This window comes from Klebsiella sp. CN_Kp100 (assembly GCF_040065315.1).
GTDB classification, from domain to species: domain Bacteria; phylum Pseudomonadota; class Gammaproteobacteria; order Enterobacterales; family Enterobacteriaceae; genus Klebsiella; species Klebsiella oxytoca.
The window spans coordinates 25,260-46,752 of record NZ_JBEAIJ010000002.1 but is presented as its reverse complement, the minus strand read 5'-3'; the positions used below and the strand labels follow the sequence as shown (position 1 = coordinate 46,752).

The following is a 21,493-nucleotide window of genomic DNA, read 5'->3' as shown; positions in this document are numbered from 1 at the left end:
GGCGCGCGAACTTATTGATATTATTATCAGTACATGGAATTACGCTGCGTCAGCCTTTTGACGCGACTGCAAAGGTAAAATTTCACTATGATTAACCCCAATCAGCCCCGGGATATACCGCAAGTTCTGCTGTCGGTGCTGTTTTTGTCCCTGATTATTATTTCCTGTCTGTGGGTCGTTCAGCCATTTATTCTGTCATTTGCATGGGCCGGTACGGTGGTCATCGCGACCTGGCCGGTACTTTTGCGTCTGCAGAGCCTGCTTTTCGGCAAACGCTCTCTGGCCGTACTGGTAATGACGCTGCTGCTTTTTTTACTCTTCGTTATTCCTATTGCGCTACTGGTCAATAGTCTGGTGGACAACAGCGTGCCATTAATAAAAGTGGTGACCAGCGGCAACTTTACCCCGCCGGATCTGGCGTGGCTGAATACGGTTCCGCTGATCGGCGATAAGCTGTACACCGGCTGGCATAATTTGCTGGAGATGGGGGGCACGGCGATTATGACTAAAATTCGCCCTTATCTCGGCACCACCACCACCTGGTTTGTTGGTCAGGCGGCGCATATCGGCAAGCTGCTGGTCTACTGCGGTCTTATGCTACTGTTTAGCGCGCTGCTGTACTGGCGCGGTGAACAGGTCGCCTATGGTTTCCGCCACTTCGCTACCCGTCTGGCCGCCAAACGCGGCGACGCGGCGGTGATCCTCGCCGGTCAGGCAATTCGCGCCGTGGCGCTGGGAGTGGTCGTGACGGCCCTGGCCCAGGCGGTGCTCGGCGGTATTGGTCTCGCGGTCAGCGGCGTGCCCTACGCGGCGCTGCTCACCGTGGTGATGATTTTTACCTGTCTTGTCCAGCTGGGGCCTTTACTGGTTCTGGTGCCGTCAATTATCTGGCTCTACTGGAGCGGCGATACCACCTGGGGTACCGTACTGCTGGTGTGGAGCTGCGTAGTGGGCACCATGGACAATTTTATCCGCCCGCTATTGATTCGTATGGGCGCCGACCTGCCGATGATTCTGATCCTTTCCGGCGTTATCGGCGGTCTGGTGGCGTTCGGCATGATTGGCCTGTTTATCGGGCCGGTTCTGCTGGCGGTCTCCTGGCGACTATACGACGCGTGGGTTAACGAAGCGCCGCCGCCGCCGAAAGATCCCGATCTGGTGCTTGAGGAGCTTAGCGAGCTCAATACCCGAGCCTCGCAGGATAAATAAGTCAACGGGCGGGGAAACCCGCCTTTTGCCATTGCGCCTTGACCGCTGTCGGGCACACCGCCCTCAAATATTAAGAAACACTAATATATTCCTCACAACAGTCCGCATTCCTCTGCCCACTAACCACATTTGCTTCGCAGATTCTTTACCTTAATTTAACTATTGAGAGGAATCCGATCGACGCAAAAAGCCTCAGTGCCTAGTATTAGCTCACGGTTATAAATCAATGCCTTGATTTATAAGCATGGAAATCCCCTGAGTGAAACAACGAATTGCTGTGTGTAGTCTTTGCCCATCTCCCACGATGGGCTTTTTTTTGCCCGTACGCTGACGGCTGAAACAAAAAATCCCCGCCATTGCTGACGGGGATTGCGCATTTTGTTTAGCGAAAAACTTACTTATTCAGCTCCGCCAGGCCAAGCCAGGTTTGCACCACGGTATCCGGATTGAGGGAAAGGCTATCGATTCCCTCTTCCATCAGCCAGGCGGCAAAATCTTCATGGTCTGACGGACCCTGCCCGCAGATACCGACGTATTTACCCTGTTTCTTCGCCGCGCGGATAGCCATCGACAGCAGCGCTTTCACCGCGTCGTTACGCTCATCGAACAGCTCGGAGACCACGCCGGAGTCGCGATCCAGACCCAGCGCCAGCTGCGTCATATCGTTGGAGCCAATGGAGAAACCGTCGAAGTATTCGAGGAACTGCTCAGCCAGCAGCGCATTCGATGGGATTTCACACATCATAATCAGCTTGAGGCCGTTCTCGCCGCGCTTGAGGCCCTGGCGCGCCAGCTCTTCAACCACCGCTTTTGCCTGCGCGACGGTACGAACAAACGGCACCATGATTTCGACGTTGGTCAGGCCCATATCGTTACGCACGCGTTTCACTGCTTCACACTCCAGCGCGAAGCAGTCACGGAAGCTTTCGGAGACATAGCGGCCGGCCCCGCGGAAGCCCAGCATCGGGTTTTCTTCTTCCGGCTCATAACGCTCGCCGCCGACCAGGTTGGCGTATTCGTTAGATTTGAAGTCGGAAAGGCGCACGATGACCCGTTTCGGGAAAAATGCCGCGCCAAGCGTCGAAATACCCTCGGTCAGGCGACCGACGTAAAACTCTCTCGGCGAGTCGTAACCTTTCATCAGCTCGCGGATTTCGTTCTGCAGACCCGGTTCCTGATCGTCAAACTCCAGCAGCGCGCGCGGGTGAACGCCGATCATCCGGTTGATAATAAACTCCAGACGCGCCAGGCCCACGCCTTCGTTCGGCAGGCAGGCAAAGTCGAAAGCCCGGTCCGGGTTACCGACGTTCATCATAATTTTCAGCGGCAGATCCGGCATATCGCCGACGGTGGAACTCTTGACGCTGAAGTCGAGAATTTCGGCATAGACGTAGCCGGTATCGCCCTCGGCGCAGGAGACGGTTACATTCTGGTTTTCCTGGATGCGATCGGTGGCGTTGCCGCAGCCCACTACCGCCGGGATCCCCAGCTCACGCGCGATAATCGCCGCATGACAGGTCCGCCCGCCGCGGTTGGTGACGATCGCCGCCGCTTTTTTCATGATTGGTTCCCAGTCCGGATCGGTCATGTCGGTCACGAGAACGTCGCCGGGCTCGATACGGTTCATTTCGCTGATATCATGAATGACTTTCACCGGACCCGCGCCGATGCGGTGGCCGATCGCGCGCCCTTCCGAAATAATCTGCCCTTGCGCATGGAGGGTATAACGCTCCATCACCTGGCCGCGCGAACGGACGGTTTCCGGACGCGCCTGGACGATAAACAGCTTACCGGTATGGCCATCTTTCGCCCATTCGATATCCATCGGGCGGTTGTAGTGCTTCTCGATTTGCACCGCCTGCTGGGCCAGCTCCTGCACTTCCGCGTCGGTCAACGAGAAAACGTCGCGCTGCGCCTGCGGCACATCTTCGATACGCACCTGCTTGCCGTGCTCCTGAGTTGGAGCATAAACCATGCGGATCTTTTTCGACCCCATGGTGCGGCGAACAATCGCCGGCCGTCCCGCTTCCAGCGTCGGTTTATGGACGTAGAACTCATCGGGGTTCACTGCCCCCTGCACCACCATCTCGCCAAGCCCCCAGGCGGAGGTGATAAACACCACCTGATCGAATCCGGATTCGGTATCGATGGAGAACATTACGCCGGATGATGCCAGATCGGAGCGCACCATCCGCTGCACCCCGGCGGATAGAGCCACGCCGCGGTGATCGTAACCCTGATGCACGCGATAGGAAATGGCGCGATCGTTAAACAGCGAAGCAAACACGTGCTTCACCGCGACGAGCACGGCGTCAAAGCCCTGCACGTTAAGGAATGTCTCTTGCTGACCGGCGAAGGAGGCATCCGGCATATCTTCCGCCGTTGCGGAGGAGCGCACGGCAAAGGAGGCCTCAGCGTCATCGGCGGACAGCTGGGTATACGCGTCGCGAATCGCATTTTCCAGTTCGCTCTGGAACGGCGTATCAATGATCCACTGACGGATCTGCGCGCCCGCTTTCGCTAATGCGGAAACGTCGTCAATGTCGGTTTCATCCAGCAGTTCATAGATGCGCTGGTTCACGCCGCTTTGGTCCAAAAACTGATTAAAAGCATCAGCGGTGGTGGCAAACCCGTTCGGTACGGACACACCCATACCTGACAGATTTGTAATCATTTCACCAAGGGAGGCATTTTTGCCCCCAACCCTGTCTACATCATTCATGCCGAGTTGGTTATACCAAAGCACCAGCGGTGACGAGCCATTGTTGGACATCGAGACAATCCTTTTGTGATTTAATACCAGTGATAAATAATTCACGATCGACTACGGGATTTATCCTGACATAATTATGCCGTTGAAAAAAACGGTGAATCGTTCAAGCAAATTATTTTTTCGTTTTTAGGATTCTTTTCCGGATATAGCTAAGCCAATGATTCTTCTAAAATCTGATGAAATTTGATACAAAAGATACGCAGTTGCGAAAAATGAACCAACCTTTTCATTAAAAATAAAAATAGCGTTTCACTTTTTAAATTTGAGACAAAGCCTGGAGTGATATGCTTAAATTTAATATCTGCTTTCAGCTAATTAAACTCTTTATACCGGATGGTCAAAATGGAAAGTGCTGTAGATCGCCACGTATTTTATATTTCCGACGGTACCGCTATTACGGCGGAAGTTCTGGGTCATGCGGTCATGTCGCAATTCCCGGTAGCCACCAGCAGCGTAACCCTGCCGTTTGTCGAAAATATCAGCCGCGCGCGCGCCGTGAAGGAACAAATTGACGCCATTTTCCAGCAGACCGGTATTCGACCGCTGGTGTTCTATTCCATCGTGCTGCCGGAGATCCGCGATATCATCGTGCAAAGCGAAGGCTTTTGTCAGGATATTGTTCAGGCGCTGGTGGCCCCCCTGCAGCAGGAGCTACGCCTGGACCCGACGCCAATCGCTCACCGCACCCACGGCCTGACCCCGGGTAACCTGAACAAATACGACGCGCGTATCGCCGCTATCGACTACACCCTTGCTCATGATGACGGGATTTCGCTGCGCAACCTCGATCAGGCCCAGGTGATCCTCCTCGGCGTTTCGCGCTGTGGGAAAACGCCTACCAGCCTGTACCTGGCGATGCAGTACGGTATCCGCGCCGCCAACTACCCGTTTATCGCCGATGATATGGACAATCTGATTCTGCCGGCATCGCTTAAGCCGCTCCAGCACAAACTATTCGGCTTAACTATCAATCCGGAGCGGCTGGCGGCCATCCGCGAAGAGAGACGGGAAAACAGCCGCTATGCTTCTATGCGCCAGTGCCGGATGGAAGTCACCGAAGTTGAAGCGCTGTATCGCAAAAATAAAATCCCTTGCCTGAACAGTACCAATTACTCCGTTGAAGAGATCGCCACCAAAATCATGGATATTATGGGGCTAAGCCGCAGAATGTACTAACACACTAGTACGATATCAAAAATTTGTTTATGCTATCACCCGTGGCCTATACAGGATCATGCCCTGCTCTTGCAATAAGCAGGGATTGGTTTATCGTGATGCGCATCACTTCCCGGCATTTTCGCCGCGGAAGAAACAGATTTTTGAGACCCCAATGAATAAAACAGACGAATTGCGTACCGCGCGCATTGAAAGCCTGGTAACGCCCGCGGAAATGGCGCAACGGCACCCCGTGTCCCCCGATGTTGCCGCCCACGTTTCTGCTTCGCGCCGCCGAATCGAAAAAATTCTCAACGGTGAAGATCGCCGCCTGCTGGTAGTGATCGGTCCCTGTTCCATTCACGATACTGATGCGGCGATGGAGTATGCGCGCAGACTGCAGGGTATGCGCGAACGCTATCAGCCGCAGCTGGAAATCGTGATGCGCACCTATTTTGAGAAGCCCCGTACGGTGGTTGGCTGGAAGGGGCTGATCTCCGACCCCGACCTGAACGGCAGCTACCGGGTGAATCACGGCCTTGAACTGGCGCGTAGCCTGCTGCTGCAGGTGAACGAGCTCGGCGTCCCCACCGCTACCGAGTTTCTCGATATGGTGACCGGACAGTTTATTGCCGATTTGATTAGCTGGGGCGCTATCGGCGCGCGTACAACCGAAAGCCAAATCCATCGCGAAATGGCCTCTGCGCTCTCATGCCCGGTGGGCTTTAAAAACGGTACCGATGGTAATACCCGTATCGCCGTTGACGCCATCCGCGCTTCCCGCGCCAGCCATATGTTCCTGTCGCCGGATAAGCAGGGCCAGATGACCATCTATCAGACCAGCGGGAATCCGTACGGCCATATTATTATGCGCGGTGGTAAAAAACCGAATTACCACGCTGCCGACATCGCCGCCGCCGGAGAAGCGCTGGCAGAGTTCGACCTGCCGGAACAACTGGTGGTGGATTTTAGCCACGGTAATTGCCAGAAACAGCATCGCCGTCAGCTGGAAGTTTGCGCCGATATATGTCAGCAGATCCGCTCGGGCTCGAACGCAATCGCCGGGATCATGGCCGAAAGCTTCCTTAAGGAAGGTACGCAAAAGGTCGTTGCCGGCCAGCCGCTGACCTGGGGACAATCGATTACCGATCCCTGCTTGAGTTGGGAAGACAGCGAACGGCTGCTGGATGAATTAGCCGCCGCAACCGCCACCCGCCTCTAGTCCCCTTCCCCGTCGCGATCGCGGCGGGGAGATTTTTCTCGCCAATGTCCGGCCGGACACCTGCTAAATCTGGTAATGCGTTAAATAAAGCTTGCCGTCAAAAACAACATTATTGATAATGATTATCATTGTTGCCTTGATTTTTATTTTTAGTGCTATGACGCGTATGGATAACACTGCCACAGCAGAAAAAACAAAAGACAATGCCCCGTATCCCGTTCCGACGGACAAAGAGATAAGCAGCCGGACATTATTAGGCAGCGAAGGACGGGTAGTGATTGAACATGGCGGTCAGCGCTATCTGCTGCGTCAGACTCATTCGGGCAAGCTGATCCTGACCAAATAATGCTCCCCGCCGGTAGAGGCAGGGAGAATGGTGATTAGCTCGAGCAGCTCACTTCAAGGCGCTTTCCCCAGTCCGGAGGACGCTGGCTATACTCATCCGTGCGATCGACAAAGGGCTGAGAAAGTGCGCTATGCAGACGTTCCAGTTCACGCATATCCCCCTGCTCTGCCTGCTCAATGGCTCGTTGAGCCAGCCAGTTGCGCAGCACGATAGCCGGATTCACGCTGCGCATTTGCGCCTGCCTTTGCGCATCGTCAATCTGTTCATCGCGCAAGCGCGCGCGATAAGCGGCAAACCAGCTATCGAACCTCTCACGATCAATAAATTCGTCGCGCAGCGGCGTGGCGGCGCTCTCCTGCTCGCTAAGGCTTAGCATTCGGAAGGTCCGCGTATAGTCGCTGCCCTCGCGCTCCATCAGAGAAAACAGGCCGTCCAGCAGCTCGTTATCCCCTTTTTGCTGGGTCAATAATCCCAGCTTGTCGCGCATACGCTGGCCATATGCCGTCAGCAGCACGTGCTGGTAGTCATCCAGCGCGCCGTTCAGCGCTTCCGCGCTGATAAACGGCGAGAGCGCTTGCGCCAGGCGCTGCAGATTCCATAGTCCTACCGCTGGCTGATGATCAAAGCTATAGCGCCCCTGATAGTCGGAATGATTGCAGATAAAGCCAGGCTGAAAATCATCAAGGAAGCCGTACGGGCCGTAATCCATCGTCAGTCCGAGGATCGACATATTATCGGTATTCATCACCCCGTGGGCGAAGCCGACCGTTTGCCAGCTGGCAATCATCTCCGCGGTTCGGGTGACAACATCCCTGAACCACACAATGTATTTATCCGCTTCATTTTGCAGATGAGGCCAGTGGTGGCGAATCACATAATCCGCCAGCAGCTGCACTTTTTGCGGCTCGCGGCGATAGTAAAAGTGCTCAAAATGGCCAAAACGCACGTGGCTTTCCGCCAGGCGCATCAGCATTGCCCCTTGCTCGACGGTTTCGCGGTACACCGGCGTATCGCTGGCGACCATTGCCAGAGCGCGGGTGGTGGGAATGCCCAGCGCATGCATCGCTTCCGAGGCCAGCCCTTCGCGGATCGTTGAGCGCAGCACCGCCCGCCCGTCTCCCATGCGCGAATAGGGTGTCAGCCCGGCGCCCTTCAGGTGCCAGTCAACGCGGCGGCCATCGGCCAACTGCTGTTCGCCGAGCAGAATACCGCGCCCGTCGCCGAGCTGTCCGGCCCACGAGCCGAACTGGTGGCCGCTGTAGACCTGCGCCAGCGGCGACATCCCCGGCAGCAGCGCTTCGCCGCCCCATACGCCAGCGCCCTTGTCCAGGTTAAACAACGACTCGGGAATGCCCAGCTCTTGCGCCAGCGGCGCGTTATGCCAGACAAGGCGCGCGTTCTCCAGCGGCGTGGGGGATAATGCAGTGTAAAAATCCGGCAGTTCATCACGCCAGTGGGTAGTAAAAGACAGGGTCATGTTTCCTCCTGCCTTCAGTGTAGTGCCTTCAACAAATTATTAACACGGGGCGAGTGCGGGGTTATTGCAATAATAAGCCGCACGGGGATTTAGCACGCTTCTGCCATTGCCCGGTAGCGTACCGGGAAGAGACGCGGATCGGCTGGTCTAATTTTTTTTGGGGGGGGATAGCTGAATCGGCAAGCATGGAGCGCTATCTCTCAGCCGCTTTGCCATGATGAGCAGGGAGACAGGGGCTCCCTGCTCATTAGCTAACGTTAGATCCTGCGCGCCTGCCAGAAATTTTTATGCCAGTAGACATTATCCAGCGATGAACGCGTGACGCCCTGGCTGGTGGAAGCGTGAATAAACTGGTTATCCGTGTCGTAAATACCGACGTGCAGACCGCTCTCGCCGGATCCGGTTTTGAAGAAGACCAGATCCCCGGGCAGCAGTTCGCTCTTATCGATTTTAGTGCCGATTTCCGCCTGTTCGCGGGTTTCGCGCGGCAGCTGTAACGCAAATTTATCGCGAAACGTCATCAGCACGAACCCCGAGCAATCAACGCCGCGCGGCGACATTCCGCCGTAGCGATACGGCGCTCCCCGCCAGTTCCTTAACTGCTCATTCAGGTTGGCAACGACGGTAATCGAATCAGCCAGCCGCGGATTTGGCGGCGGTGCACGGTGACTGCTACAACCCGCGAGAAATAACGCAACGCACAAAACGAGCCAGAAACGCATCTCAGACGAATCCTCTGTTCCCTATCCGGTTATCGGAATAATTTACCTTGTTTATCAATTCGCTGGCAAGCTGACTGCGTGCTACTGTGACGCAACGAGCATAAGATGACCCGCCACCTCAACCCGCTGAAACTCCATGGCATAGGCAGCGGTTAAATTCTCCTTGCTTAACACTTCCGCGGTGCTGCCGCAGGCGATAGTTTGCCCCTGACAGATAAGCCAGGAGCTGTGGGCGTGCCGGAGAGTATGATTAAGATCGTGGCTGCTCATGACGATGGCAATGCCTGATGCGCAGAGTTCGCTAAGCAGTCGATCGAGCGCGGCCTGCTGCGCCACGTCCAGGCTGTTCATCGGTTCATCCAGCAGTAGCAGTTGACCGGACTCGTTAGCCTGACGATGAATCTGCAGTATCACCGCCGCCAGGCGCACGCGCTGCCACTCCCCACCGGAGATGTGATTCACCTGACGTCCAAGCTTATCGCCTAAGCCCAGCTTCTGCGCAATGGCCGTCAGGAGTCCGTTTTGCGCCTCGTTCTGCAGATGCAGCGACAGGTAATGCCAGACCGGCATGGCGAAAGGCGGCATCTGGTGCTGGCTTAAGTAGGCGCGATGACGCGCCAGCTCCTGCGCCGGCCAGTCATTCAGAAGACGTTCATTCAGTCTTACCTGCCCCGGGCCGGTAGAGAGCCCCGCCATACGTGCCAGCAATGTGCTTTTCCCCGCCCCGTTTGGCCCCACCAGATGAATAATCTCTCCCGGTCTGATATCGGCTGAAAACGGCGCCAGCCGTCCTGGCTCTTCGACATCCTGTAGCTGCATCAAAAACGGCATTATTTCGCTAATGCTCCTTTAATAGCGGCCACCAGCTGCGGCTCATCCGGCGTCATATCCGGAGAGAAACGACCGATAACCTGGCCGTCGCGGCCAATCAGGAATTTTTCAAAGTTCCACAGAATGTCGTCGACATACAGCGGCGCGCGGCCTTTACTAGCCATGCGTTCATAGAAACCGCTGCCTGCTGGAGCAACGGCCTGAGGCGCCGCCGCAATCAGCTTTTGATACAACGGCGCGCGATGTTCGCCGTTGACGTCAATTTTGCTGAACATCGGGAAGGTCACGCCGTAAGTTGTACTGCAGAACGTTTTAATCTCCTCTTCGCTGCCCGGCTCTTGCCCCAAAAACTGGTTGCAGGGAAAGCCCAGCACGCTGAAACCTTCGCTTTCTAAATCCTTTTGCAGCGCTTCCAGTTGCTCATACTGCGGCGTCAGGCCGCATTTTGACGCAACGTTAACGATCAACAGCACTTTGCCTGCCCACGGAGCAAGCGTTGTTTTCTCACCATCGATAGTGGTGACTTCAGTATTAAGAATATCGTGTTGCATAGCCTTCCCTCAGTGAATAAAACCGGTGACTGCTTCAGGTGATCTCTATCTACTGTAGCGGATTCAGACCCGAGCATTCTACCTGGAATCGCCCTGGAGTGTCTCTTGATGTAACAGGCCGCGCAACATGAATTCATCTCAACACCGGTACAGAGCAATTCAGTGTACAGTGGTGAATGGATGTAATAGCATTTCGTTAATTGTTAATTTGAGAGAGTTTTGTTGATGAAAAAGATGTTTAGCACCGTGTTAATTGCGGCCTCCGTCGCGCTGTTATCGGCCTGTTCGCCGGATGAAGATAATAAAGTTAAAGTCGCGATCAATACCGGGCCGGATGAGGCTATCTGGAAAGTCGTAGAACAGGTGGCTAAAGAGAAATACAATCTCGACGTCGAGGTCATCTCTTTTAATGATTACGTCCTGCCGAACGAAGCGTTAAACAATAAAGACGTTGATGCTAACGCCTTCCAGACGCTGCCTTACCTTGAAGCGCAATCAAAAGAACGCGGCTATAAGTTTGCGATTGTCGGTAAAACCTTCGTCTTCCCGATCGCCGCTTACTCGAAGAAAATCAAAAATATTAGCGAACTGCCTGACGGCGCGACGATCTCCATTTCTAACGAAACCACCACCCTGGGCCGCAGTTTGCTGTTGCTACAGGCGCAGGGCTTGATCAAGCTGAAAGACGGGACAGGCTACCTGCCGACGACGCTGGATATTATTGATAATCCTAAACAGCTGAAGATTGTGGAAGTCGACACGCCGCAGCTGACCCGTACGCTTGATGACCCGAACGTCGCCCTGTCGATTATTAATACCAATTTCTCCGCGCAGGCTGGTCTGTCCGCCGCTCGCGACGGGTTATTTATGGAGGGGCCGGACTCTCCGTACGTCAACGCCATTGTTGCGCGCGAAGATAATAAAGACAGTAAAAAAGTTCAGGAACTGAAAGAGGCCTTCCAGACGCAAGCCGTTGCCGACAAGGCAGCGGAAGTCTATAAAGGCGATGCGATTAAGGGCTGGTAATGGATCGGCCGCATACAGAGGCGGCAATAAGCCTGCCCCTGTCTGTATGGCCGCCCGTTAATGCGGGCGGCCTGATTTAAGCAATAACCAGATAAACACCGGCGCCCCCAGGGTGGCGGTCACTACGCCAATAGGCAGCTCCGCCGCAGATAGCGCCAGCCGCGCGACGATATCCGCCCCCAGCAGCGCGCTGGCGCCCGCCAGCAGACAAGCCGGAAGCAGTACGCGGTGATCGCTCAAACCACATAAACGCAGAATATGCGGGATAACCAGACCGATAAAGCCAATCGCTCCGGCCAGCGCCACGCTGACGCCCACCAGCCAACCGGTCGCGACCACCAGCACCTTTCGCCATAACCACAGCGGAAGCCCCAGTTGACGCGCTGAAACCTCCCCCAGCGCGAGCAAATTAAGCGGCTGCGATTGCAGGCATCCCCAGGCCAGTACCGGCAGCAGCGCCAGCATCAACCACAGCTGCTGCCAGTCTACGCCGCCAAATCCGCCCATCATCCAGTACATCAGTTGGCGGAGATCGAAAGAGGTAGAGAAATAGACTGCCCAGGTCATCAGCGCGCTACAAATAATACCGAGCGCCACACCCGCCAGCAGCAGACGGCTGGTAGACAGATGCCGCCGGGCAAAACGTAGCAAAATAAAGGTTATGACCAGCGCGCCCGCGATTGCACACAGCCCCAGCGCCCAACCAGGAAGCAGTCCTTTTCCCAGCAATACGGCAGCAATCAGGCCGACTCCAGCGCCGTTTGAGACCCCCAGCAGGCCGGGCTCCGCCAGCGGGTTTTCAAACAGCGCCTGCATAATCGCCCCGGAAAGCGCCAGCGCGGCGCCCACCAGCAGAACGGCCAGGGTGCGCGGCAGACGTATCTGCCAGATAAACAGCTCACCTTTGGCGCTAAACCATTCGCCGGGGCCAATCCACTGGTCGCCCGCGCACAGGCTAATGGTCGACGTAGCCAGCAGCAGCAAGGTTAATACGGCAAGCCAGCGCCGGCTGCGGCGCCGTTGAATTTGAGCAAAGGTCAGCATAGATTTCTGCATCGGGGAAAAGGATGTGATTGATTTTACGGTATTCGGCGAAGAAAAGAAAAAAGGCCGCATCGCGGCCTTTTTAGTTAGTTCAGATTATTTGTCTCTGGGTGACGCATTTTCGACGCGGCTTTTTAGCTTCTGGCCAGGTCTGAAAGTCACCACTCGCCGGGCTGTAATAGGGATATCCTCTCCCGTTTTCGGGTTACGGCCCGGGCGTTGGTTTTTATCACGCAAATCGAAGTTGCCGAACCCGGAGAGCTTTACCTGCTCCCCGTTTTCCAGAGCGCGACGGACCTCTTCGAAAAACAACTCTACCAGCTCTTTGGCATCCCGCTTGCTAAGCCCAAGCTTATCAAACAGATATTCTGACATTTCAGCTTTTGTAAGCGCCATAGGTTCAATCCCTCAATGATGCCTGGAATCGCTCTTTCAATGCCTCTACACATTTGGCGACGGTAGCGGCAATCTCCTCTTCTTCGAGTGTACGGCTGGTATCCTGGAGGATAAGGCTGATAGCGAGGCTCTTGAAACCTTCCGCTACGCCCTTGCCGCGGTACACGTCAAATAAGTTTACGCCAACTACCTGATTTACGCCAACTTTCTTACACTCGGCTAAAACATCGGCAGCGGGAACGTTTTCTGCCACAACGACGGCGATGTCGCGACGGTTCGCCGGGAAGCGAGAAACTTCACGCGCCTGAGGCACCACGCGGTCTGCAAGCTTGTTCCACTCCAGTTCAAATACCAGAGTGCGACCGTTCAGATCCAGTTTACGTTCCAGCTCGGGATGAACAACCCCAATAAAACCAATACGTTCACCTTTCAGATAAATCGCTGCCGACTGGCCCGGATGAAGCGCATTATTAGCTTCGATACGGAATTCGATGTCGGACAGCTTACCGGTCAGGTCGAGTACAGACTCAAGATCGCCTTTTATATCGTAGAAATCGACGGTCTCTTTTGCCAGGTTCCAGTGTTCTTCATAGCGGTTGCCGCAGATAACGCCAGCCAGCATCAGATCCTGACGAATACCCAGCGGAGCCTGGGTATCAGGCACAAAGCGTAAACCGCTCTCAAAGATGCGTACGCGGTTCTGCTGACGATTCTGGTTGTAGACCACCGTTGCTAACAGACCGGTCCACAAGGAGAGGCGCATCGCCGACATTTCGCTGGAGATCGGGCTCGGCAGAATCAGCGCTTCCTCGCCGGCGTGGATCCACTGCTGTACTTTCGGATCGACAAAGCTATAGGTAATCACTTCCTGGTAGCCTTTGTCATTAAGCAACGTTTTCACGCGCTTAAGCGACAGATCCGCTTCGCGGTGGGTGCCCATAATCAGGCCCGCTTGTACCGGTTCATCAGGAATATTGTTATAGCCATAGACGCGGGCAACCTCTTCGACCAGGTCTTCTTCGATCTCCATGTCGAAACGCCAGCTCGGCGCCACGGCATGCCACTCATCCTGTCCTTCGGTAACTTCACAGCCCAGACGACGCAGAATGTCGCTAACCTGCGTATCTTCAATGTGATGGCCAATCAGACGATCCAGTTTGCTGCGGCGCAGACGGATGGTCGCAGGTTTCGGCAGAGTCGCTTCATTGGTAACGTCAATAATCGGGCCCGCTTCACCGCCGCAAATATCCATCAGCAGGCGGGTAGCACGCTCCATTGCCTGATACTGCAGCGCGGAGTCCACGCCGCGCTCGTAGCGGTGCGAAGCGTCGGTATGCAGGCCATGGCGGCGGGCGCGGCCGGTAATGGATAGCGGACTAAAGAACGCGCATTCCAGCAGAACGTTTTGCGTTTCATCGTTTACGCCGGAGTGCTCGCCGCCAAAAATACCGCCCATGGCGAGGGCTTTCTGGTGGTCAGCGATAACCAGAGTATCGCTATCCAGCTTCGCCTCGGAGCCGTCGAGCAGAACCAGCGTTTCACCTTCATGCGCCATACGTACGATGATTCCGCCTTCAATGCGGTCTTTATCGAATGCGTGCATCGGTTGACCGAGCTCAAGCAGAACGTAATTGGTCACGTCAACCACGGCATCGATGGAGCGAATACCGCAGCGGCGCAGCTTCTCTTTCATCCATAGCGGCGTCGGCGCTTTGACATTGATGCCTTTTACCACACGCCCCAGATAGCGAGGACACGCTTCCGGCGCGTCAACCTGGATTGGCAGAACATCGTCGATGGTGGCGGCAACCGGAGCCATTTCCGGGACATTCAAAGGCGCCTTGTTGAGCACGGCAACATCGCGGGCCACGCCGATAATTCCCAGGCAGTCGGCACGGTTTGGCGTGACGCTGATTTCGATAGTGTTATCGTCAAGCTTCAGGTATTCACGAATATCGGTACCCAGCGGCGCGTCGGCAGGCAGTTCGATAATACCGCTGTGATCGTCGGAAATTCCCAGTTCGGAGAAGGAGCACAGCATGCCTTCCGACGGTTCGCCGCGCAGCTTTGCCGCTTTAATTTTAAAATCGCCCGGCAGAACGGCGCCGATGGTAGCAACAGCAACCTTCAGGCCCTGACGGCAGTTTGGCGCGCCGCAGACGATGTCCAGCAGACGTTCTCCGCCGACGTTAATTTTTGTGACGCGCAGTTTATCGGCATTCGGGTGCTGAGCGCACTCAACCACTTCGCCAACGACAACGCCGTTAAAGCTGCCCGCCACCGGCTCTACGCCGTCAACCTCAAGGCCGGCCATCGTTATCTGATCCGACAGCGCTTCGCTATCGATGGCCGGGTTAACCCACTCGCGTAACCACAGTTCACTGAATTTCATTGTTCTGTCCTGCCCTTATTTAAACTGTTTGAGGAAACGCAGATCGTTTTCGAAGAACGCGCGTAAGTCGGTCACGCCATAGCGCAGCATGGTCAGGCGCTCCATACCCATGCCGAAGGCAAAGCCGGAATAGATTTCCGGATCGATGCCCACGTTACGCAGCACGTTTGGATGCACCATACCGCAGCCGAGCACTTCCAGCCATTTACCGTTTTTACCCATCACGTCAACTTCTGCAGACGGCTCAGTGAACGGGAAATAGGACGGACGAAAACGAATCTGCAGGTCTTCTTCAAAGAAGTTACGCAGGAAATCGTGCAGCGTTCCCTTCAGGTTGGTGAAGCTGATGTTAGTGTCAACGATCAGACCTTCCATCTGATGGAACATCGGGGTATGCGTCTGATCGTAGTCGTTACGATACACGCGGCCGGGGGCAATAATGCGGATTGGCGGCTGCTGATTAGCCATGGTGCGGATCTGTACGCCTGATGTTTGCGTGCGCAGCAGGCGCGTGGCATCAAACCAGAAAGTGTCGTGGTCAGCGCGTGCCGGGTGGTGGCCTGGAATATTCAGCGCATCGAAGTTGTGATAATCATCTTCGATCTCCGGGCCAGTCGCGACGGTAAAACCGAGCTCACCGAAGAAACTTTCAATACGATCGATGGTACGGGTCACCGGATGCAGGCCACCGTTCTCGATACGACGCCCCGGCAGAGAGACATCAATGGTTTCCGAGGCCAGACGCGCGTTGAGCGCTGCGCTTTCGAGCGCTGACTTGCGCGCGTTAAGCGCCTGCTGGACCTGCTCTTTCGCTTCGTTGATAACCGCACCGGCTGCCGGACGCTCTTCAGCAGGCAGCTCACGCAGGGTCGTCATCTGAAGGGTCAGGAGACCTTTTTTACCCAGGTATTCCACGCGGACGTTGTCCAGCGCAGCAACATCTGATGCCTCGTTAATGGCTGCCTTCGCACTGGCAACCAGCTCTGCGAGATGTGACATGGTTTTCCTCATTATGTCGGTGCAGACACCGGTTATGGTTATTATTTTGCTCTCACTATTTCGAGCCGCAGACGGCGGGCAATCCGCCCGTTGTCAGAATGACCAGGGCCAGCCACTCGTCTGGGGCTTGAAATAGAACAAGCCAGTTCAGATACAAAAAAAGCCTCCACAGTGGGAGGCTTTTTGGCGCTGTTTTCCGTTTCTTCTTTCACGCGCTAGCCTCCTGAGTTCAGGTGCTAAAGTAAAAAAAGAAGCGGAAAATAGCAGCATTCATGCTTGCATTACCTTGTCTGGTAAAAACGTAAGAACGATATTGAAAAGCTTACGCGAATAAAAGTCAATGTATTGATAGTCTTGAAACGAAAAGAGGGAGACAAGCTCCCTCTTTCAACTGGCTTATGCCAGAGCTGCTTTCGCTTTTTCGACCAGCGCGGTGAACGCTAATTTGTCGAATACTGCGATGTCAGCCAGGATCTTACGGTCGATTTCAACAGAGGCTTTTTTCAGGCCGTTGATGAATTTGCTGTAAGAAATACCGTTCTGACGTGCTGCTGCGTTGATACGCGCAATCCACAGTTGACGGAACTGACGCTTTTTCTGACGACGGTCACGATAAGCGTACTGACCAGCTTTGATAACAGCCTGGAAGGCAACGCGGTATACGCGAGAACGCGCACCGTAGTAGCCTTTAGCTTGTTTCAAAATTTTCTTGTGACGTGCACGGGCAACTACACCACGTTTTACGCGAGCCATATGTGCTCTCCTGTATCTATTCTAATTAAAAAGTTAAAAGGGTTAACGACTTATGCGTACGGCAGGCACGCGATGACCAGGCCCAGATCGCCTTTGGAAACCATGGCTTTCGGACGCAGGTGACGTTTACGCTTGGTAGCTTTTTTGGTCAGAATGTGACGCAGGTTAGCGTGCTTGTGCTTAAAACCACCTTTACCGGTTTTTTTGAAGCGCTTAGCAGCACCGCGTACGGTCTTAATTTTTGGCATTTTAATAACTTCCACTTCGCATTGTTAATAAACGAAACATAGGCGAACAACGGCTGTGGAACCCGCAGGCTCCACAGACATTGCTACTTGAAGGCCTTACTGTTTCTTCTTAGGAGCGAGCACCATGATCATCTGGCGGCCTTCGATCTTCGTTGGGAAGGATTCGACTACTGCCAGTTCACTCAGATCGTCACGGACGCGGGTAAGCACTTCCATACCGATCTGTTGGTGGGCCATCTCACGGCCGCGAAAACGCAGCGTGATCTTGGCCTTATCGCCATCTTCCAGAAAGCGAATCAGGCTGCGGAGTTTTACCTGATAATCGCCATCGTCGGTGCCAGGACGGAACTTAATTTCCTTAACCTGGATAACTTTTTGCTTTTTCTTCTGTTCCTTAGAAGACTTGCTCTTTTCATAAAGGAACTTGCCGTAGTCCATGATACGACAAACTGGCGGTTCGGCGTTAGGGCTGATTTCAACTAAATCTACTCCAGCTTCTTCAGCTTTTTCGATTGCTTCTCTCAGACTCACAATACCCAAAGCTTCGCCTTCCAGACCAGTTAAGCGAACTTCCAGGGCGCGAATCTCGCCATTAATACGATTCGGACGTGCCGTTTGAACTCGTTTTCCGCCTTTAATACCTTATTCCTCCAGTTGTTTTAGACTGCGGCTGCGAATCTCTTGTTGCAGCTTCTCGATAACTTCATTTACGTCCAGGCTGCCCAAGTCTTTGCCACGACGGGTACGCACGGCGACTTTGCCGGCTTCTACCTCTTTGTCGCCACAGACCAACATGTAAGGGACACGACGTAAAGTGTGCTCGCGGATTTTAAAGCCTATCTTCTCATTTCTCAAGTCTGCTTTTACGCGAATGCCCGCATTTTGTAGTTTACGCGTCAATTCGTTAACGTATTCAGCCTGAGAATCAGTAATATTCATGACCACAACCTGCACCGGCGCAAGCCAGCTTGGGAAGAAGCCCGCAAACTCTTCGGTCAGGATGCCGATGAAGCGCTCCAGCGAACCAAGAATTGCGCGGTGAATCATTACCGGAACCTGTCGTTCGTTATTTTCACCCACATAAGAGGCGCTTAAACGCTGCGGCAGGGAGAAGTCCAGCTGTACAGTACCGCACTGCCATGCACGATCGAGGCAGTCATACAGGGTAAATTCAATTTTCGGACCGTAGAACGCGCCTTCACCCAGCTGATACTCAAACGGGATGTTGTTCTCTTCCAGCGCAACGGCCAGATCCGCTTCAGCACGATCCCAGGTCTCATCGCTACCGATGCGTTTTTCCGGGCGAGTCGACAGTTTGACGACGATTTTCTCGAAGCCAAAGGTGCTGTACATATCGTAGACCATACGAATACAGGCGTTCACTTCATCGCGAACCTGATCTTCAGTACAGAAGATATGGGCGTCGTCCTGAGTAAAGCCACGTACGCGCATCAGGCCATGCAGCGCGCCTGACGGTTCGTTACGATGGCAGCTACCGAATTCAGCCATACGTAACGGCAGATCGCGGTAGGATTTCAGACCCTGGTTGAAGATCTGTACGTGACCCGGGCAGTTCATCGGCTTGATGCAGTATTCACGGTTCTCAGAAGACGTGGTGAACATCGCATCTTTATAGTTGTCCCAGTGGCCGGTTTTTTCCCACAGCACACGGTCCATCATAAACGGACCTTTAACTTCCTGATACTGGTACTCTTTCAGCTTAGAACGCACAAAAGTTTCCAGTTCGCGGAAGATAGTCCAGCCATCGTTATGCCAGAATACCATACCCGGCGCCTCTTCCTGCATATGATACAGGTCGAGCTGCTTGCCGATTTTACGGTGATCGCGCTTAGCGGCTTCTTCCAGACGCTGCAGATAGGCATTTAAGGCTTTTTTATCTGCCCATGCGGTCCCGTAGATGCGCTGCAGCATTTTATTGTTGCTATCGCCGCGCCAGTAGGCGCCAGCGGTCTTCATCAGTTTGAAGTGATGACAGAAACGCATATTCGGCACATGCGGTCCACGGCACATATCGACATATTCTTCATGATGATACAAACCGGGTTTGTCATCATGAGCAATGTTTTCATCAAGAATGGAGACTTTATAGCTCTCGCCGCGCTTCACGAAGGTTTCACGCGCTTCGTGCCAGCTGACTTTCTTCTTAATGACGTCGTAGTTTTTCTCGGCGAGCTCGTGCATACGCTTTTCGAGCGCGTCGATATCTTCCTGGGTCAGGGTATGGTCCAGATCGACATCATAGTAAAAACCATTGTCGACAACCGGGCCGATCGCCATTTTGGTATTTGGCCACAGCTGTTTAATTGCGTGCCCTAAAAGGTGCGCACAGGAGTGACGAATAATCTCAAGACCATCTTCATCTTTCGCGGTGATGATAGAGAGCGTCGCGTCGTTTTCAATTAAGTCACAGGCGTCGACCAGCTCGCCGTTGACACGACCCGCAATGGTGGCTTTCGCCAGACCGGGGCCAATATCCAAAGCGACGTCCATCGGGCTCACAGCATGATCAAAATGGCGTTGGCTGCCATCAGGAAGCGTAATTACAGGCATTTCATGTCCTTATTTGCAGTGGTGCCCCACACGAAAGAGCACATACAAAACAATATAATCATAATTATCAACATGTTCCGGCTCAGTTCCCGCTTCACTCTGCGAAAATATGTGCACGCTCGTTCACCGACGCGTACCCACCTGCAGCCGCCTGTTGATAACACCGACGGTTAGTTTACACATCATTACTGCGTGATTAAAGTCACATGAGACTAAATGGTTATTGTTGATGGGAAAAAAAGGGGGGCGCGACTAACGCAGCGTAATTCTTTCGCAACAAGATGCACAACGCAGGACGGGATGACCCATAAAGGATATTTATGATTTCACATAAATAGTGAATGTTTAACCGAAAACGCGCAAAGCAAAACCGGTACAACATTACCCGGTTTGCTGCTTCACGAAATAATTAAAGGGGGATGTTAAATGGTGATGAAATATCAGGACCATTCCCCGGCAACAAGTTTATGAACATCAAAAGCATCGTTCATTGACTGCCCGGTTGATTGTGAACCCGGCGCAATGTTGGAACCCGCTTCGACATCGGTGGCTTTAGCAATGCTAACTTGCGTATGATCGTTATTACCCGGCTGCGGTGCGGGAGCGGCGGCAAATGCGCCAAAAGACAGCGTGCACAGCATCACGGCCGCGAGTGCGATTTTGCTATTTCTCATGATAGTCATTCTCTTATTTGTTTCAGGTAATAGAACGGAATCGTTATCTCCGCCTGTGTTCCACAGTATAGATCCAGATCACATTTTTGTCCGACCCAATATTTATCTTTTCGTGTCAAATTAACTGCATATTTGTCAGCAAAAAGACAATTATGAGGAAATTATGAAGGCCGGTTCTTTTTATAAAAAACAAAACAAGAGACCAAAAATAATAATGCCACTTTATGCCAAATTTAAAACAAACAGGCCGGAATATCCGGCCTGAAAATATTACATTTTATATCCGAGCGATAGCGTTGTACGACGATCGGTGTGTTCCGGTGCCGAGGATGGCGGTTCCGAGTTCCACGTCAGGTTATAGGCCACTTTGAGCGCAAAATGCGCATTGATCGCCACATTCAATGCACTTTCCGAGTTCAGCGTCGTATCTTCAGCGCCGAATACCGAAACGCCCTGGGTAAATCGGGCGTTATCGGTCATCTGCCAGGCATAAGTGCCGGAAGCGTAGCCCAGAGGCTGGGTATCGTTATCTCCATCGGTATACTCGTCGTAACGCACGCCGGGACCGAATTCGAAACGCAGGCTGTGTACCGGACCATTCATGATCTGCCGACCATAACCCGCGGTGAACACATCACGCTGCTGATAGCCATTGTAACGATCGGTCAGCCAGCTGGCCTGGCCAAAGATATAGTTCTGATCGGTCAGGTTATACCGGCTACGTCCACCCAACGCGTACTTTTCCGAAGAGCGCTGATCGTTTGACGATGTATTGCTGGCATTTCCCCACAGCGACCATGCGGTCGTATTGCCATACCAGGTCAACGTGGAGTCTGCGGTCATTGAGGAACTTTTCGTATTGCCGGACTGCGCCAGATAGCCGGCGTTAACAGTTCCTTCGAAAGGTTTTTTGGCAGAAGAAGGGTCATCCATGACAGTAAAAACGGAATCATCGGCCATTGCGTATGCAGACGCAAAGAGCCCCCCCGCCAGCATTGCCGCTGCGGGTACTGTCTTCAAAAGCTTCATTTAATTTTAAGTCCGTACAACCTATAAGGAGACCAGGAGGGTCCCGGAAACTTTCGCGAGGATCGCAGATTGCCG

General features: G+C 53.7%; 22 protein-coding genes, 1 other RNA gene and 1 other annotated feature. Of the genes, 6 read left to right on the top strand and 17 right to left on the bottom strand.

Annotation, left to right across the window (positions count from 1 at the left end; all coding sequences use genetic code 11):
* Nucleotides 1-87: 87 nt before the first annotated feature.
* Together ydiK and rprA are read left to right on the top strand one after the other, a co-directional pair.
* On the top strand, nt 88-1,209 hold the full coding sequence (gene ydiK / locus ABLV12_RS02280; RefSeq protein ID WP_004113594.1) for an AI-2E family transporter YdiK: 1,122 nt from the start codon (nt 88-90) through the stop codon (nt 1,207-1,209).
* Between the two features lie 212 nt (nt 1,210-1,421).
* Nucleotides 1,422-1,529, top strand: an RNA gene (rprA, locus tag ABLV12_RS02275) — antisense sRNA RprA.
* A 74-nt stretch (nt 1,530-1,603) separates the two neighbouring features.
* On the opposite strand, the gene ppsA is transcribed toward rprA, so the two are convergent.
* Nucleotides 1,604-3,982, bottom strand: coding sequence for a phosphoenolpyruvate synthase (gene ppsA / locus ABLV12_RS02270; RefSeq protein WP_004113595.1), 2,379 nt, complete (start codon nt 3,980-3,982; stop codon nt 1,604-1,606).
* Nucleotides 3,983-4,324: 342 nt separating this feature from the next.
* Between ppsA and ABLV12_RS02265 the strand changes: the two genes are divergently transcribed.
* From ABLV12_RS02265 to hemP, 3 genes are all read left to right on the top strand, one after another.
* On the top strand, nt 4,325-5,158 hold the full coding sequence (locus tag ABLV12_RS02265) for a pyruvate, water dikinase regulatory protein (protein WP_004102943.1): 834 nt from the start codon (nt 4,325-4,327) through the stop codon (nt 5,156-5,158).
* A gap of 154 nt (nt 5,159-5,312) precedes the next feature.
* Nucleotides 5,313-6,359 (top strand): 3-deoxy-7-phosphoheptulonate synthase AroH, encoded by a 1,047-nt coding sequence (aroH, locus tag ABLV12_RS02260; protein WP_224313644.1) that lies wholly within the window; start codon nt 5,313-5,315, stop codon nt 6,357-6,359.
* 166 nt (nt 6,360-6,525) lie between these two features.
* The gene (gene hemP, locus ABLV12_RS02255) at nt 6,526-6,705 is read left to right on the top strand and encodes a hemin uptake protein HemP (protein ID WP_160886036.1); all 180 of its coding nucleotides are present in this window, start codon (nt 6,526-6,528) and stop codon (nt 6,703-6,705) included.
* Between the two features lie 34 nt (nt 6,706-6,739).
* On the opposite strand, the gene selO is transcribed toward hemP, so the two are convergent.
* From selO to ABLV12_RS02235, 4 genes are all read right to left on the bottom strand, one after another.
* Nucleotides 6,740-8,182, bottom strand: a complete 1,443-nt coding sequence (selO, locus tag ABLV12_RS02250; protein ID WP_348866750.1) for a protein adenylyltransferase SelO — start codon at nt 8,180-8,182, stop codon at nt 6,740-6,742.
* 257 nt (nt 8,183-8,439) lie between these two features.
* Nucleotides 8,440-8,904, bottom strand: a complete 465-nt coding sequence (locus ABLV12_RS02245; protein WP_004102948.1) for an NlpC/P60 family protein — start codon at nt 8,902-8,904, stop codon at nt 8,440-8,442.
* Between the two features lie 81 nt (nt 8,905-8,985).
* A complete protein-coding gene (gene btuD / locus ABLV12_RS02240; protein ID WP_160885998.1) occupies nt 8,986-9,735 on the bottom strand; it encodes a vitamin B12 ABC transporter ATP-binding protein BtuD in 750 nt (249 codons plus the stop codon).
* Nucleotides 9,735-10,286, bottom strand: a complete 552-nt coding sequence (locus ABLV12_RS02235) for a glutathione peroxidase (RefSeq protein WP_109220976.1) — start codon at nt 10,284-10,286, stop codon at nt 9,735-9,737. Before ABLV12_RS02235 ends, btuD begins: the two co-directional genes overlap by 1 nt.
* Nucleotides 10,287-10,511: 225 nt before the next feature.
* Here ABLV12_RS02235 and ABLV12_RS02230 point away from each other — a divergent pair, with 225 nt between their 5' ends.
* Nucleotides 10,512-11,312: a MetQ/NlpA family lipoprotein gene (locus ABLV12_RS02230; RefSeq protein ID WP_004102954.1), complete on the top strand. Its 801-nt coding sequence runs from the start codon at nt 10,512-10,514 to the stop codon at nt 11,310-11,312.
* 57 nt (nt 11,313-11,369) lie between these two features.
* On the opposite strand, the gene btuC is transcribed toward ABLV12_RS02230, so the two are convergent.
* The 12 genes from btuC to ABLV12_RS02170 form a co-directional block, all read right to left on the bottom strand.
* Nucleotides 11,370-12,356, bottom strand: a complete 987-nt coding sequence (gene btuC / locus ABLV12_RS02225) for a vitamin B12 ABC transporter permease BtuC (RefSeq protein WP_029496803.1) — start codon at nt 12,354-12,356, stop codon at nt 11,370-11,372.
* 96 nt (nt 12,357-12,452) lie between these two features.
* Nucleotides 12,453-12,752, bottom strand: coding sequence for an integration host factor subunit alpha (gene ihfA / locus ABLV12_RS02220; RefSeq protein ID WP_004102960.1), 300 nt, complete (start codon nt 12,750-12,752; stop codon nt 12,453-12,455).
* A 4-nt stretch (nt 12,753-12,756) separates the two neighbouring features.
* The gene (gene pheT, locus ABLV12_RS02215; RefSeq protein WP_115239461.1) at nt 12,757-15,144 is read right to left on the bottom strand and encodes a phenylalanine--tRNA ligase subunit beta; all 2,388 of its coding nucleotides are present in this window, start codon (nt 15,142-15,144) and stop codon (nt 12,757-12,759) included.
* Between the two features lie 15 nt (nt 15,145-15,159).
* Nucleotides 15,160-16,143, bottom strand: a complete 984-nt coding sequence (pheS, locus tag ABLV12_RS02210; RefSeq protein WP_004102962.1) for a phenylalanine--tRNA ligase subunit alpha — start codon at nt 16,141-16,143, stop codon at nt 15,160-15,162.
* 41 nt (nt 16,144-16,184) lie between these two features.
* Nucleotides 16,185-16,355 carry a hypothetical protein gene (locus tag ABLV12_RS02205; protein WP_153675267.1) on the bottom strand — a complete coding sequence of 57 codons (171 nt, stop codon included), beginning with the start codon at nt 16,353-16,355 and terminating at the stop codon, nt 16,185-16,187.
* Nucleotides 16,297-16,422: a sequence feature (Phe leader region), on the bottom strand. (Overlaps the previous gene by 59 nt.)
* Nucleotides 16,373-16,417, bottom strand: a complete 45-nt coding sequence (gene pheM, locus ABLV12_RS02200; protein WP_001386830.1) for a pheST operon leader peptide PheM — start codon at nt 16,415-16,417, stop codon at nt 16,373-16,375. Its footprint overlaps the feature before it by 45 nt.
* Nucleotides 16,423-16,539: 117 nt before the next feature.
* Nucleotides 16,540-16,896, bottom strand: coding sequence for a 50S ribosomal protein L20 (gene rplT / locus ABLV12_RS02195; RefSeq protein WP_004102963.1), 357 nt, complete (start codon nt 16,894-16,896; stop codon nt 16,540-16,542).
* A 50-nt stretch (nt 16,897-16,946) separates the two neighbouring features.
* Nucleotides 16,947-17,144 carry a 50S ribosomal protein L35 gene (gene rpmI, locus ABLV12_RS02190; protein ID WP_001124225.1) on the bottom strand — a complete coding sequence of 66 codons (198 nt, stop codon included), beginning with the start codon at nt 17,142-17,144 and terminating at the stop codon, nt 16,947-16,949.
* A gap of 96 nt (nt 17,145-17,240) precedes the next feature.
* The gene (infC, locus tag ABLV12_RS02185; RefSeq protein WP_052746887.1) at nt 17,241-17,783 is read right to left on the bottom strand and encodes a translation initiation factor IF-3; all 543 of its coding nucleotides are present in this window, start codon (nt 17,781-17,783) and stop codon (nt 17,241-17,243) included.
* Nucleotides 17,784-17,786: 3 nt separating this feature from the next.
* A complete protein-coding gene (gene thrS / locus ABLV12_RS02180; RefSeq protein WP_004102966.1) occupies nt 17,787-19,715 on the bottom strand; it encodes a threonine--tRNA ligase in 1,929 nt (642 codons plus the stop codon).
* Between the two features lie 440 nt (nt 19,716-20,155).
* On the bottom strand, nt 20,156-20,389 hold the full coding sequence (locus ABLV12_RS02175) for a hypothetical protein (RefSeq protein ID WP_160885994.1): 234 nt from the start codon (nt 20,387-20,389) through the stop codon (nt 20,156-20,158).
* Between the two features lie 270 nt (nt 20,390-20,659).
* Complete coding sequence (locus tag ABLV12_RS02170) at nt 20,660-21,418, bottom strand: YdiY family protein (RefSeq protein WP_024274361.1); 759 nt, start codon at nt 21,416-21,418, stop codon at nt 20,660-20,662.
* Nucleotides 21,419-21,493: the final 75 nt, after the last annotated feature.